At 71.6% G+C, this 13,137-nt stretch carries 12 protein-coding genes and 2 pseudogenes; 5 read left to right on the top strand and 9 right to left on the bottom strand.

Annotated elements, in window-relative coordinates:
* Window positions 1-2 precede the first annotated feature (2 nt).
* From ACIQBL_RS20875 to ACIQBL_RS20865, 3 genes are all read right to left on the bottom strand, one after another.
* Window positions 3-1,079 carry an iron-siderophore ABC transporter substrate-binding protein gene (locus ACIQBL_RS20875; RefSeq protein ID WP_401943875.1) on the bottom strand — a complete coding sequence of 359 codons (1,077 nt, stop codon included), beginning with the start codon at window positions 1,077-1,079 and terminating at the stop codon, window positions 3-5.
* A gap of 69 nt (window positions 1,080-1,148) precedes the next feature.
* Entirely contained in the window at window positions 1,149-2,948 is a 1,800-nt protein-coding gene (locus ACIQBL_RS20870) for an ABC transporter ATP-binding protein (RefSeq protein ID WP_401943873.1), read from the bottom strand.
* On the bottom strand, window positions 2,945-4,603 hold the full coding sequence (locus tag ACIQBL_RS20865; RefSeq protein WP_401944044.1) for an ABC transporter ATP-binding protein: 1,659 nt from the start codon (window positions 4,601-4,603) through the stop codon (window positions 2,945-2,947). Before ACIQBL_RS20865 ends, ACIQBL_RS20870 begins: the two co-directional genes overlap by 4 nt.
* 286 nt (window positions 4,604-4,889) lie before the next feature.
* Between ACIQBL_RS20865 and ACIQBL_RS20860 the strand changes: the two genes are divergently transcribed.
* Window positions 4,890-5,534 (top strand): DedA family protein, encoded by a 645-nt coding sequence (locus ACIQBL_RS20860; RefSeq protein ID WP_401943872.1) that lies wholly within the window; start codon window positions 4,890-4,892, stop codon window positions 5,532-5,534.
* Between the two features lie 58 nt (window positions 5,535-5,592).
* Here ACIQBL_RS20860 and ACIQBL_RS20855 read toward each other — a convergent pair whose 3' ends face one another.
* Window positions 5,593-6,120: a gamma carbonic anhydrase family protein gene (locus ACIQBL_RS20855; protein ID WP_401943871.1), complete on the bottom strand. Its 528-nt coding sequence runs from the start codon at window positions 6,118-6,120 to the stop codon at window positions 5,593-5,595.
* A gap of 109 nt (window positions 6,121-6,229) precedes the next feature.
* On the opposite strand from ACIQBL_RS20855, the gene ACIQBL_RS20850 reads away from it, so the two are divergent.
* Complete coding sequence (locus ACIQBL_RS20850) at window positions 6,230-7,060, top strand: acyltransferase (RefSeq protein WP_401943869.1); 831 nt, start codon at window positions 6,230-6,232, stop codon at window positions 7,058-7,060.
* Window positions 7,061-7,274: 214 nt separating this feature from the next.
* Here ACIQBL_RS20850 and ACIQBL_RS20845 read toward each other — a convergent pair whose 3' ends face one another.
* Entirely contained in the window at window positions 7,275-8,132 is an 858-nt protein-coding gene (locus ACIQBL_RS20845) for an EamA family transporter (RefSeq protein ID WP_401943867.1), read from the bottom strand.
* 116 nt (window positions 8,133-8,248) lie between these two features.
* Here ACIQBL_RS20845 and ACIQBL_RS20840 point away from each other — a divergent pair, with 116 nt between their 5' ends.
* Together ACIQBL_RS20840 and ACIQBL_RS20835 are read left to right on the top strand one after the other, a co-directional pair.
* The gene (locus tag ACIQBL_RS20840; RefSeq protein WP_401943865.1) at window positions 8,249-8,833 is read left to right on the top strand and encodes a helix-turn-helix domain-containing protein; all 585 of its coding nucleotides are present in this window, start codon (window positions 8,249-8,251) and stop codon (window positions 8,831-8,833) included.
* Between the two features lie 31 nt (window positions 8,834-8,864).
* A complete protein-coding gene (locus ACIQBL_RS20835) occupies window positions 8,865-9,422 on the top strand; it encodes a YbaK/EbsC family protein (protein ID WP_401943863.1) in 558 nt (185 codons plus the stop codon).
* Window positions 9,423-9,435: 13 nt separating this feature from the next.
* Here ACIQBL_RS20835 and ACIQBL_RS20830 read toward each other — a convergent pair.
* Window positions 9,436-9,989: pseudogene (locus ACIQBL_RS20830) on the bottom strand (cation transporter dimerization domain-containing protein); the annotation flags it as partial.
* A 34-nt stretch (window positions 9,990-10,023) separates the two neighbouring features.
* Here ACIQBL_RS20830 and ACIQBL_RS20825 point away from each other — a divergent pair.
* Window positions 10,024-10,116 (top strand): annotated as a pseudogene (locus ACIQBL_RS20825) (transcriptional regulator); the annotation flags it as partial.
* Window positions 10,117-10,120: 4 nt separating this feature from the next.
* Here the strand turns inward: ACIQBL_RS20825 and ACIQBL_RS20820 are convergent.
* The 3 genes from ACIQBL_RS20820 to ACIQBL_RS20810 form a co-directional block, all read right to left on the bottom strand.
* Window positions 10,121-11,311 carry a 4-hydroxybenzoate 3-monooxygenase gene (locus ACIQBL_RS20820; protein WP_401944043.1) on the bottom strand — a complete coding sequence of 397 codons (1,191 nt, stop codon included), beginning with the start codon at window positions 11,309-11,311 and terminating at the stop codon, window positions 10,121-10,123.
* A gap of 84 nt (window positions 11,312-11,395) precedes the next feature.
* Window positions 11,396-11,803 (bottom strand): CoA-binding protein, encoded by a 408-nt coding sequence (locus ACIQBL_RS20815; RefSeq protein WP_401943861.1) that lies wholly within the window; start codon window positions 11,801-11,803, stop codon window positions 11,396-11,398.
* Between the two features lie 156 nt (window positions 11,804-11,959).
* Entirely contained in the window at window positions 11,960-12,955 is a 996-nt protein-coding gene (locus tag ACIQBL_RS20810) for a LacI family DNA-binding transcriptional regulator (protein WP_401943859.1), read from the bottom strand.
* Window positions 12,956-13,137: the final 182 nt, after the last annotated feature.

Here is a 13,137-nt window from a genome sequence, read left to right as displayed (position 1 = left end):
GTTCAGGACGCCGGCTGCTCCACCTTCGTCGCGGTCTTGCCGTCCACCGCCGCCGCGAGCTGCGGCACCAGGCGGTCGAGGACGTAGGGGATGCTCAACACGGTCGACAGGGATACCGCGTTGCCGTAGTCACTGGTCTCCTTGATGAAGACCTCGCGGCCCTGCTTCACCACGTTCAGGTCGCCGTAGATCGTGTCGTCGTGCAGCTTGGTGACGGCCGTGGTGGTGTCCGGGACGATCCACACGGCGACCTTCTGGTCGAGGAGGTCGTAGCGCTCCTTGCTGATGTTCGCGCCGAACGTGTCACCGATGACCTTGTCGAGGTCCTTCGGGAGCGAGAAGCCCAGGTCGGACAGGAGGCGGGAGCGCGGGTCCTGGCTGCCGTAGACGAAGACGCCCTCGTACGGGGTGGCCATGACGGCCGACGCGCCGGCGAAGGCGGGGTTGGCCTTCTCGGCCGCCGTGAACCTGGCCTCCACGCCCGCCACCAGGGTCTTGGCCTCGGCGGCCTTGCCGAGCGCCTGGCCGATCTCCTCGGTCTGCTGCTGCCACGGCACGCCGTAGTCGTTGTACGCCTTCGGCTGGGCGACGACCGGCGCGAACTGCGACAGGCTCTGGTACTGGGCCTTCGTCAGACCCGAGTAGACGGCGAGGATCAAGTCGGGCTTCAGGGCGGCGATCTTCTCCACCTGGGGGCCGGTGCCGGTGTCCTTGAGGACGGTCGGCGCGGGTGAAGTCCCCAACTTGTCCTTCGCCCAAGGGCCGATGGCGCCCTTGTAGCCGCCGAGCCACTCGGTCGTGCCGACCGGCACCTTGCCCAGGGCGAGGACGGCGTCCTGGTCGGTGAGACCGACGGTGACGATGCGCTTGGGCTCGGACTTGATCGTCGTACTGCCGAACTTGTGGGCGATCGTCACGGGGAAGGCGTCCGCGGAGGCCTTCGCGTCCGACCCGGCAGTGTCCGAAGAGGACGCGGTGGAGCCCGAGTTGGAGGAACCGCAGCCGACCGCCGTGACGGCCAGCAGGAGTACGGAGGCGAGCAGGCCGGACAGCCGGGAGGCTCTGGTGGCGCGGGGCATCGGATGATCCTTCTGTTCGTCGCGGTGGGTTCGGCGGGGGGTGACAGATCTTCAGCGAGCGGAGGGGGACTAGTGGGCGTCGGGGGCGGCGTCGGCGGAGCGGCTGTCGGACCAGGCGTGCCACAAGGTGGCGTACTGGCCCTGGGCGGCGAGGAGTTCGGCGTGTGTGCCGTTCTCCACGACCCGGCCGTCGCTCAGGACGACCACCCGGTCCGCGGTGGCGGCCTGGCTGAGCCGGTGCGCCACCACCAGTGCGGTACGACCGCGCAGCGCCTGTTCGGCGGCCTCGTCGAGCTGTCGGGCGCCCGAACTGCCCGCCTCCGCCGTCGCCTCGTCGAGGACGACGACCGGCGGGTCGGCCAACAGCAGCCGGGCCAGGGCGAGTTGCTGCGCCCTGTCGGCGGTCAGTCGATGACCGCCGTCGCCGACGACCGTCTCCAGGCCCTCCGGCAACGCCTCGACCCAGCCGAGTGCGCCCACCGTGGCGAGTGCCTCGCGGAGTTCCTCGGCATGCGCGTCCGGGCGGGCCAGCCGCAGGTCGTCGGCGAGCGGCCCGGCGAAGACATGCACCTCCTGCGTGACGAGCCCGACCAGACGACCCGCCTCGTCCGGCTCCGCGCCACCCACGTCGATCCGGCCCGACTGCGGGCGGTGCAGCCCCGCGACCAGCTTGGCGAGCGTCGTCTTGCCCGCACCGGTCGTACCGACCAGCGCGACCCGCTCCTTGGGCCGTATCTCCAGGTCGACGTCGTGCAGCACCGGGCGGCCCGGCACATACGCGTGGGAGACACCGGTCAGCGTCACGGACGGGGGTCCGGCGGCGGTCGTACGGTCGTCCGCGCGCTCGGCGACCACGGGCGCGGGCTCGTCCACCACCCCAACGAGCCGCGCCAGCCCGGCCGTTGCCGACTGGGCGTCGTCCAGCAGTACCAGCGCGGTGTTGACCGGCCCGAAGAGACTGTGGAAGTACAGCGCGGCGGCGGTGGCCGTACCGACCGTGGCGGAACCGTCGCGCACCAGCAGGAACCCGGTGACCAGGACGGCGGACAGCCCGAGGTACTCGGCGATGTGCAGCCGACTGTAGAAGCGCAGCATCAGCCGCACCCCGCTCATCGTCAACTCCACTGCGGCACGCGAGCGTTCGGTGACCCGGCGGGTGTGCCCGGTCTGCAGCCGGTACGCCCGTACGGTCCGCGCCCCGCCGATGGTGTCCAGGAGTTGCTGCTGCTGTGTCCCGGTGGCGATGCGCTCCTTGGCGTACAGGGGAACGGCGTTGCGCACATACCAACGCGCGGTGTGCGCCTGCACGGGCACGGCGATGAGCGCGGCGAGCAGGAACCGCCAGTCCAGCAGGGCGAGCGCGCCCAGCGTCAGCACGATCGACAGGGCGGACCGCGCCAGCTCGGGCAGCGCCCCGCGCACTGCGTCGGCGACCCGCGAAACGTCCCGCGTGACACGGGAGTTGAGATCCCCGGAGCCGGCCTTCTCCACCCGGTCCAGGGGGAGCGACAGGGCACGCTCGACGAACAGTTCACGCAGCCGGGCGAGCGCGGTCTCACCCAGCCGGGACACCAGGGACATGCCCAGCGCGGTGGTCACGCCTTGGACCACCGCGACACCGGCCAGCGCGACGACAGGGAAGGTGAGCGCGTCGGGGGAGCGCCGCTCGGTGACGACATCGACGATGTGGCCCAACAAGGGCTGGGTGAGCAGCCCGACGGCCGTGGCGACGACCATCAGCCCGAACCCGGCGGCGGCCAACCCGCGCTGCGGGCGCAGGAGTTCACGGACCGCGGCGCGAGTGCGGGCGGGGGTGGCGGTGGGGAGGAGCGCGCGGTCGGTGTCTGTCTGTGCGGCTTCCGTCGTCATGCCAGTACCGCCGTCCGGTAGGTCGCGTCGGTTCGTACGAGGTCCGCGTGGGTGCCCTCGGCGCCGACCCGGCCGGCGTCGAGGAGGATCACGTGGTCGGTGACGGCGAGGAGGGCGGGGCTGTTGGTCACGACGATCGTCGTGCGGCCCTGCCGGAACTCGCGCAGCCCTTCCGCGATGCGGGCCTCGGTCACCGTGTCGACGGCCGTCGTCGGATCGTGGACGACCAGGACGGGCGGCCCGGCACGCAACGCCCGCGCCAGCAGCACGCGTTGACGCTGACCGCCGGACAGGGAGCGGCCCCCCTCGCCGACACCGGTCGCGGTGCCGTGCGGCAGGGAGTCGGCCACCTCGTCGGCGCGGGCGGCGGCCATGGCGTGCCCGGTGCGGAGGCCGGGTTCAGGTGCACCGTCCGCCGGATCGTTCCCGGCGATCACGTTCTCTGCCAACGAGCCCTCGAACAGCGCGGCGTCGTGCGCGGCGACCAGCACGGCCGCCCGAAGTCCCGCCGGATCAAGCCGAGTCAGCGGTACGCCGTCCAGCTCGACCGAACCCGACTCCGGGTCCGCCTCCCGGCCCAGACAGCGCAACAGTGCCTCGGCACCGGCCGGGTCGGTCACCGCGATGCCGGTCAACTGCCCGGCGGGCAGGTCGAGATCGAGGCCGTCCAGACCACCGAGCCGTACGCCGCGCAGCCGTATTTCCCCGCGCACGGGCTCCGCGACCGGGTCGTAGCCGTCCACGACGGCAGGTCTGCCGGCCAGTACTTCCGCGACGCGCGCGGCGGAGGCGCGGCCCTGCGCCAGTTCGGCGTTGACCCAGGCGAACGTCTCCAACGGCCCCAGGAGGAACAGCGCGAGACCCACCGCCGCCACCAACTGCCCCAGCGTCAGGGACCCGTTGAGCGCGAGCCGCCCGCCCACCAGGGCGATCAGCGCGATGAACCCACCCGTGAGCGCGAGCACGAGCCCGGTCTGCCAGGACTCGGCACGCGCCGAACGCAGCGTGGCCGCGAGCGAGACCCGACTCGTGCGCCGGTACCGCTCGACAGCCGCCTGCTGCGCGCCGAGCCCCTTCAGCACCCGGAGCCCGGCCACCAAGTCGGCGGCCACGCCCGACGCATGGGCGGCCCGGTCCTGCTCGGCCTCGCTGCGGCGCTCCAGCGGCTTGCTCAGCAGATGCCCCAGCCACAACAGGACGGGCGTACCCAGCAACACGATCAACCCGAGCGTCACGGACGTCAGCAGCAGGGCCACGGCGCTCACGGTGACGCCGGCGAGCGCCCACATCCCGCTCATCAAAGCCATGTTGACCGCGCCGACCCGCTTGGCGTCCTCGGTGGCGACGTTGGCCAGTTCACCGGGCAGCCGTCCCTCCTCGGCGCCGCCGCGGGCATCGAGCACCCGGCCCACGATCGCCAACCGGAGTGTGTGCGCGGCCTCTTCGGCACCGCGCTCACCGGCCTTGGCGCCCAGCCGGAAACTCCACGACAGCGTCACGTACATGAGGGCCAGCACGCCGAGCCAGAGCACCAGCCGCCCCGCGTTCCGACCGGCGACGGCCTGATCGATGACGACACCGATGAGCACCGGCACCAGGGCTTCCCCCAGTTGGTGCACGCATCCGAGCGCCGAGCCGAGAGCGACGCGCCGCATCTGTCCCTTGACCGAGCGCGTCAGGACGTCCCGCCCCGACAGTTCCCCTGCTCCCACCAGCCACCCTCCGGAAACCGGCCAACTTAGGCAAGGCTATCTTAAGTGAATCCGGGGCGGGTGATGCCCTTTCGGCCCCTCCGGCAAGTAACGGAGGGGTTCCGATGCCGTCGATCCGATCCCTCGATCCGAGGGCGTCGGCGCGTGACGCCGAGCGGTAGGCTTCCCAAGTGCGCCCTTTGTGCGGCGCAGGCCGGCAAGGCGGTACGCGAACTCAGGAGGACCGGCGTTGCACGTCCAGGAATGGCTCGACACGGTTCCCGCGGTGGCCGTCTACGCCCTGGTGGCGCTGGTCATCGGGGTGGAGAGCCTGGGCATCCCGCTGCCGGGGGAGATCGTCCTGGTCTCGGCGGCCCTGTTGTCCTCCCAGCACTCCGACATCAACCCGGTCGTCCTCGGCGCCTGCGCCAGCCTCGGAGCCGTCATCGGCGACTCCATCGGCTACGCGATCGGCCGCAAGGGCGGACGCCCCCTGCTCGCCTGGCTGGCCGCCAGGTTCCCGAGACACTTCAGCGAGGGTCATGTCGCCACCGCCGAGCGGTCGTTCGAGAAGTGGGGCATGTGGGCCGTCTTCTTCGGCCGCTTCATCGCCCTCCTCCGCATCTTCGCCGGCCCCCTCGCAGGCGTACTCCGCATGCCGTACTGGAAGTTCCTGATCGCCAACGTCCTGGGCGGAATCATCTGGGCCGGCGGCACCACCGCGGTCGTCTACTACGTAGGAATCGTCGCCGAGAACTGGCTCAAACGCTTCTCGTACTTCGGCCTGGCGGCAGCGGTCCTGATCGGCGTCGCCTCCATGCTGATCGTGAGGCGCAAGGCCCAGAAGATGTCGGCCGAGAAAAACGAGCCCGAGCCGGTAAACGCGGGCGAGTAGCGAAGGGGCGCGGGGAACTGCGCGACCAGCCGCAGACAACCCGCACCCGCCAGCCGGTCTACTCGTGCACCCCCTTATGCGCCTTGGCCAACTCCGCATACATCGTGCCGTTGAGGGTCAACCCCTCCCGCTCCTCGGCGCTCAGTTCGCGGCGAACCTTGGCGGGCACACCGGCGACGAGTGACCCCGCCGGCACAACCATCCCCTGCGGCACCAACGCCTGCGCCGCAACCAGCGAACCCGCCCCGATCACCGCCCCGTTGAGCACCGTAGCCCCCATCCCGATAAGGCAGTCGTCCTCAACGGTCGCCCCATGCACAACGGCGTTGTGCCCGACGGAAACCCGCTCCCCGACACTCACCGGAAACCCGGGATCGGCATGCAGCGTGCAGTTGTCCTGAATATTGCTGCCGGCCCCCACAGAGATCCGCTCCACGTCGCCGCGCAACACCGCCCCGTACCAGACACTCGCCCTCGCCCCGAGCGTCACATCCCCGATCACCGACGCCGTAGGAGCCACGAAGGCCTCCCCGTCGACCTTCGGTTCCCTGCCGCCCATACCCACGATCAACGCCCTGTGCGTCACAACACCCTCCCAAGCCGTCGGAGACACCCGCACGGTACGTCATCCGGTAGGGCGAAGATCACAGCGGCCGAACCTCATGGGTGCGGCTCACGCTGAGTACCGTGGCCGGGTGCCCAACCGCAAGAACACGTTCTCAGAATGGCGGCGCCACCTCGCGCAGCGCGCCGTCCACGCGGGCTGGGCCTGGGTGCAGCGCACGGGCTCCGTCACCGCCGCACACCCGGGACGTTTCCGCTTCGGCGCGATGGGAACAGGTACCAGACTCGCCTTCCCGCTGGGCACCGTCTTCGGCGAACCCTGGATCCACCTCGGCGCCCACTGCATCGTCGGCGAGCAGGTCACCCTCACCGCCGGCCTGATGCCCGACCTCGACCTCGGCCCCGACCCCATCCTGCGCCTGGGCGACGGCGTCGTCCTCGGCCGCGGCAGCCACGTCATCGCCGACACGACGGTCACCATCGGCAGCGACTGCTACTTCGGGCCGTACGTCTACGTCACGTCCACGAACCATTCCTACGACGACCCGCACGAGCCCATCGGCAAACAGTGGCCGCGCATGGAACCCGTCGAGATCGGCCCGGGCTGCTGGATCGGCACCGGCGCGGTCATCCTGCCGGGCGCCCGGATCGGCCGGAACGTGGTGGTGGCGGCCGGTGCCGTGGTCCGCGGCACGGTGCCCGACCATGCCGTAGTGGCGGGTGCGCCGGCACGCGTCGTGCGCCGGTGGACCCCCGCCGAGGGCTGGCAGCCACCGCTCCGGACCCCGGCACCGGTGCCGATCCCCGAGGGCGTCACCCCGGACCAGCTGAACGCGCTCGCGGGCCTGGACGAGGCGACCGCGGCCCGGCTGGCCGACCTGGACGAGGCGACAGCGACCCGGCTGGCCGACCTGGACGAGAACGCGATCGCGCGCCTGGCGGAGCTGGACGCGGAGACCTGATCCGGCACCCGCCCCGAGCCCGAGCCCGGCCCGAGCCCGCCCCGAGCCCAGCCCGAGCCCGAGCCCGGCCCGCCCCGAGCCCGGCCCGCCCCGAGCCCAGCCCGAGCCCGAGCCCGAGCCCGGCCCGAGCCCGCCCCGAGCCCAGCCCGAGCCCGAGCCCGAGCCCGGCCCGAGCCCGAGTTCCAGCACGAGCCCCCGCCCCAACCCCCGCCCCTCACCCCGTCGCCAGCAACAACGTCCCCACCAACGCCAGCCCCGCCCCCGCCGCCTGCACCGCCCGCAACCGCTCGCTCAGGAGTCCGCGCGCGGCCAGGGACGTGACCACCGGGTAGAGCGACGCGAGCACCGCCGCCACCGTCACCGGTCCATGCTGCGCCGCGACCGAATACGTGCCGTTGGCCGCCACATCCGCGAGCCCCACGAACGCCAGCGCAGGCAGCGAACCCCAGGGGAACCCGCCCGCCGGGAGCGCGCTCCCGCCCCGCCGCACCGAGACACAGAGCGCGGCCCCACCAGTCGCCACATTCGTCACGCGCTGCACGAACAGCGCGAGGAAGAGGCCGGTGACGCTGGTGGACGCCTCCGCGATGAGCGCGAACACCGTGCCGAAGCCGAGCGCAGCGACGAGCGTCAGCAGGATCGCCTGCCGCTGCACGGGCGCGCCCCGCAACTGGGGTCCGCCCGCGAGGACGACCCCGGTGACGGCGACCGCGATCCCCGCCACCTGCATCAGGCCGGGCCGTTCCCCGAGGAAGAGCCCGACGCCGACCGGCACCGCCACGCTCAGTGTCGCGAGCGGCGAGACGACCCCCATCGGGCCCAGCGCGAGCGCCTTGTAGAAGGAGAGGAGGGCGACCGGCCCCACCAACCCTGCCGCGAACGCGAACCACAGCCGCGGCCCGGCCTCGCTCCAGCCCCCGGTGGCCACGACGACCGCGCCGAGCACGGCCGCCGCGATCCCCTGCGAGACCACGACCACCGTCAGCGCCGGTGTGCGCCGGGTCAGCAGACCTCCGCCGAAGTCGGCCAGCCCCCACAGCAGGCTGGTGGCCAGGGCGAAGAATACTGTCACGGGGTGCCTCGCAGTACAGTTCGGTGAACGAGCGGGTGCACCTCATCGTAGTTCATCAAAATGAACTGCGTCATCCACAATATTGAACTCAATCGAACTGAAGGTATGGACGGAACGTGTCGGACCTCGACCTGCTGACCCAGTCCCTGGCGCGCAACGTCAAGCACTGGCGCTCGGTGCGCGGCTTCACCCTGGACGTGCTCGCCGCCCGGGCCGCCGTCAGCCGGGGCATGCTCATCCAGATCGAGCAGGCCCGCACCAACCCCAGCATCGGCACGGTCGTCAAGATCGGCGACGCCCTCGGCGTCAGCATCACCACCCTCCTCGACTACGAGCAGGGCCCGAAGGTCCGCGTCGTCCCCGCCGAGCGCGCCGTACGGATGTGGCACACCGACGCCGGCAGCTACAACCGCCTCCTCGCCGGCACCGAGGCGCCCGGACCGCTGGAGATGTGGGACTGGCGGCTGATGCCGGGGGAGAGCAGCCCCTCCGAACCCCACCCCACCGGCACCGTCGAACTGGTCCACGTCCTCACGGGCGAACTGACCCTCACCGTCGACGGCGAGGACCACCTCGTCCCGGCCGGCGCGAGCGCCACCTTCGAGGCCAACACCCCGCACACGTACGGGAATCGGGGCGAGGCGCCGATGGAGATGGTGATGGCCGTGTCGGTCCCGCCCGTGCGCGCAGACACCCCGTGAGCAGCCGCCGCGGGACTGTTAGCGTGCCGTCATGCGCGCACCCATCGGACACTTCGACCACGCCACCCCCGCCCCCGACTGCCTCGACGAACTGACCCGCCCGGTCGCCGACGCCGTGCGCGCCTGGCGCGGCGGCGTTCCCGCCGAGCAGATCGTCTACGTCGACACGGACCCGGAGTGGGCCGACACCGCCACCTTCGTCGAGCACTACGGCCGCGACCTGCTGGACCAGTCCGCGAACTGCGTGGTCGTGGCCGGAAAACGCGGCGGCGAGACCACGCTGGCCGCCTGCGTGGTCCTCTCCACCACCCGCGTCGACGTGAACGGCGTCGTACGCCGCCAACTCGGCGCCCGCAAGGCCTCGTTCGCCTCCATGGACACCGCGACCGGCGAGAGCGGCATGGAGTACGGCGGTATCACACCCATCGGACTCCCCGCAGACTGGCCGGTGTTGGTGGACTCGGCCGTGGTGGACCTCCCGTACGTCCTGGTCGGCAGCGGACGCCGCCGCGGCAAACTCCTCGTCCCCGGCAAGGCGTTCGCCGGGATTCCGGGCGCGGTGGTGCTGGAGGGCCTGGGCGTCGCCTGACCCGCTCCCGGACTCAGGCCGTGCTGTGGTGGGCCAACTCCCCGTGCGGGTCAGCCTCCCCCGGCACCGGCGCCGGATCCGCGTGCACCAGGGCCGCCGTGAGCCGCGGCACCGCGTGCGGCAACGCGTGTTCCGCCGCTACGGCGACGGCGTGGGCCTGCCGTACCGTCACCTCCCCGTCCACGACCAGCGCCACCTCGGCGCGCGGCCGGTGCCCGATCCAGCGCAGCCTCAACTCGCCCACCCCGCGCACCCCTTCGACCTCCCGCACGGCGCGCTCCGCCCAGTCCACAAGATTGGGATCGACGGCGTCCATCACCCGCCGGAACACCTCGCGCGCCGCGTCCCGCAGCACCAGCGCGAGCGACCCGGAGACGACCACCACGACCGCCTGCACCGGCGCCGTCACCCCGAGGACCGCGAGCGACACCCAGAGCGCGCGCATACCGCGGGCCGAGGACTCCAGGGCGGAGTCGAGTTTGTCGGCGGTCTCGTGGCAGTGGGGGTGAGGAGGTGGGTGAGATGGTGCCGGACACCCTTGGGGGAGTGGTGATGGTGGTGCTCGTGTAAGTCCTGGCCCTTCTCGGCGACCGCACCCGCCTACTTACTGCGCGACGGACACCTGCGCCGCCCGGTGGACGAGGCCCTGAACGTGGCGGACCACCGGCTCAACGACCGCCCGCCGCACGACTGACGGTTCAGCGCTGAGGATCCTTGCCCAGGTACGACTCCGCGAACGCGAGCCCGGCGGCGGGGGATGCGAAGACGCGGCGCAGTCGGGCGAGGGTGGTGCCCGCGCGGTACGGGTCGCCGGACGAGGCTCCGTGGTACACCTCGGAGAGCCACTGGGAGAACTCCTGGTACTCCCACACGCGGCCCAGACAGGCCTCCGAATAGCCGCCGAGGCCCGCCGAGTCGCCCTTCGTGAGGTACGCGACGAGCGCGTCGCCGAGCAGGAACGCGTCGTGCAGGGCGAGGTTCATGCCCTTCGCGGCGATGGGCGCGGTGAGGTGGGCCGCGTCGCCCGCGAGGAAGAGCCGGCCGAACACCATGGGCTCGACAACGTAGTTGTGCATGTCGAGCACGCGCTTCTCGACCAGCCGGCCCTCGGTCAGCGGCGGGGCGCCGGTCGCGGCGAGCCGGTGCTGGAGTTCGGCCCAGACGCGGTCGTGCGGCCAGTTGTCGGGGTCGTCGCCGGGCGGGCATTCCAGGTAGTAGCGGGTGACTTCGGGGCTGCGCGCCATGTGCCCGGCGAAACCGCTCGGGTGGACGCCGAACAGTACACAGTCCGAGGACGGCGGCGCCTCGGCGAGCAGCGCGAGCCACCCGATGCCGTAGTCGTGCCGCGCGATCCGCGCCCGCTCCGGCGGCAGCGCGGCCCGGGTCGCCCCGCGCGCACCGTCACAGCCCGCCACGAAGTCACAGTGCACGAGGCGCCGTTGACCGGTTTCCGGGTCGGTGTACGACACCGCCGGGCGGTCGGTGTCCAGGTCGTGTGGCTGAACGTCCCGCACACCGAAACGGATCTCGCCGCCCCGCACGTCCGCGTACTCCCGCACCAGGTCCGTCACGAGCAACGGCTGCGGATAGACGTAGTGGTGATGCCCCGTCAACTCGGTGTACGACAGCCGGTGCCGCTGCCCGCCGAAGCGGAACTCGCACTGGGTGTGCCGCTGCGCCCGCTCCAACAGGTTGGCGGCCAGTCCGCGTTGACTCAGCCCGTGGACGGCCCACTCCTCGATGACACCGGCCCGTGGCCGCTGTTCGATGAACTCACGGCTCTCCGTCTCCAGTACCAGACAGTCGAGCCCGGCCGCCCGCAGGATGTTGCCGATGGTGAGCCCGGCGGGGCCGGCGCCCACGACGACGACCGAACGGCGTTCCGGCAGCGGGGAGTCGGGGTGGGGGGAGGGTGGGGTGGTCACGCCTCGCAGTATGTCAGGAGGTGTGTGGCCGCTTGGTGAAGGAGAAGATCATCCCAGGCGGGGAATCTCGATCGCCGGGCACCGGTCCATCACCATCTCCAGACCCGCCGCCCGGGTCCGCTCGTACGCGGCCTCGTCGATCACGCCGAGCTGGAACCAGACCGCCTTCGCGCCCTTGGTGACCGCCTCGTCGGCGACCGGGCCGGCGAGGTCGCTGTTGACGAACACGTCGACGACGTCGACCTCGAAGGGGATGTCCGCGAGGGACGCGTATCCCTGCTCGCCGTGGACCGTCTCCGCCTTGGGATGTACGGGGACGACCCGCTTGCCGAAGCGCTGGAGCACCTCCGCGACGCCGTACGCCGCGCGGGACCGGTTCGAGGACAGGCCCACGACCGCCCAGGTGTCACCGGACTCGGTGAGGATCTTGCGGACCGTTGCTGAGTCGCCGTACACGATCGGCCTCCTGGGATGGGTTCGTCGCCTGCTGCTGTCGCTCACAGGACAACAGCAGACGGCCCCCGGGGATTCCGCGTCGACCACCGTGACCGGCGTGTCCATGGATTCGACCTCCAGGTCAATGGTCCGGACGAACCGGGGTGCCGGGGGCGCTTACGCCCTCGGTGCCGCCGTGCTCGCGCGGATCACCAGCTCGGGGTCGAAGAGGAGTTCGCCGACGGGGACGTCGCGGTTGCCGACCAGGGCGAGGACGCTGCGGCCCACCTCCGAGGCCAGGCGGTCGGCCGGCTGGCGGACCGTGGTGAGCGGGGGATCGACGAAGTCCATGATCATGGAGCCGTCGTAGCCGACGACCGACACGTCACCCGGCACGTCGTACCCCTGGCGCCGCGCGCCCCGGATCGCGCCCAGCGCCATGTAGTCGCTGGCGGCGACGATCGCCGTGGCGCCCCGGGCGAGGAGCGAGATCGCGGCGGACTGGCCGCCCTCCACGGTGTACGACTGCCGGACCACCCACCGCTCCGAGTCCTCGACACCCCGTTTGGCCAGCGAGGCGACGAAGCCGGTGACGCGGCGGTCGGCGGGGCGGTTGCCGACCGGGCCCGACGCCATGCCGATACGGCGGTGGCCGAGCCGGTGGAGGTGGTCGACGGCGAGTTCGGCGGCGAGCAGGTCGTCGGTGGAGAACACCGGCGCCTCGCTCACCCCCTCGAAGCGGCCGTTGACCCCGACGAACGGGATCCTGCGGGAGCGCAGCAGTTCGTACGCCGCCGGGTCCGCGCCCTCGATCGTGTTGCTGGCCGTGAGGAACACGACGGCCGCGACGCCCCGGTCGGCGAGCGAGGTCACGAAGTCCAACTCCTGTACCCCGCCCGGGAAGCACGGGCACAGGACCGTCTTCAGGCCGTGCGGGGCGAGCACGGACTCGATCCGTTCGGCGACATCGGCGAAGAACGGGTTGGAGACCAACTCGGTGACGACCGCGACGAGTTGACCCCGTGTCTGCCGCTCGTACCCCAGGTCGGCCATGGCCTGCTCGACGGCCTCGCGGGTCCTGCGGGACACGCCCTGGCGCCGGTTGATGACCCGGCTGACCGTGGCCTCGCTCACCCGTGCCCGGTCCGCGACCTCGGTGATGCCGACCTTCATGCGGTTCCCTCCCGGCCCGACTTGCAAGAAGTGAGCGAAAACTTTCAGCTCATCAGTCCACGCAACATAGCAGCAGAACTGCGTGCCTTCCATGTTTCTCGCGCATGGCCATTGAATCGCCGCTTCCGCCCCTGCTAGCTTTCCGGCCACCGCTCGGCCCCCCACCCCGCAGTCACCGAAGA

It is taken from the genome of Streptomyces sp. NPDC088350, from assembly GCF_044753545.1.
Taxonomy (GTDB): Bacteria; Actinomycetota; Actinomycetes; order Streptomycetales; family Streptomycetaceae; genus Streptomyces.
Note: the sequence above shows the minus strand (reverse complement) of the source record. Positions and strands in the feature narration are given on the sequence as shown.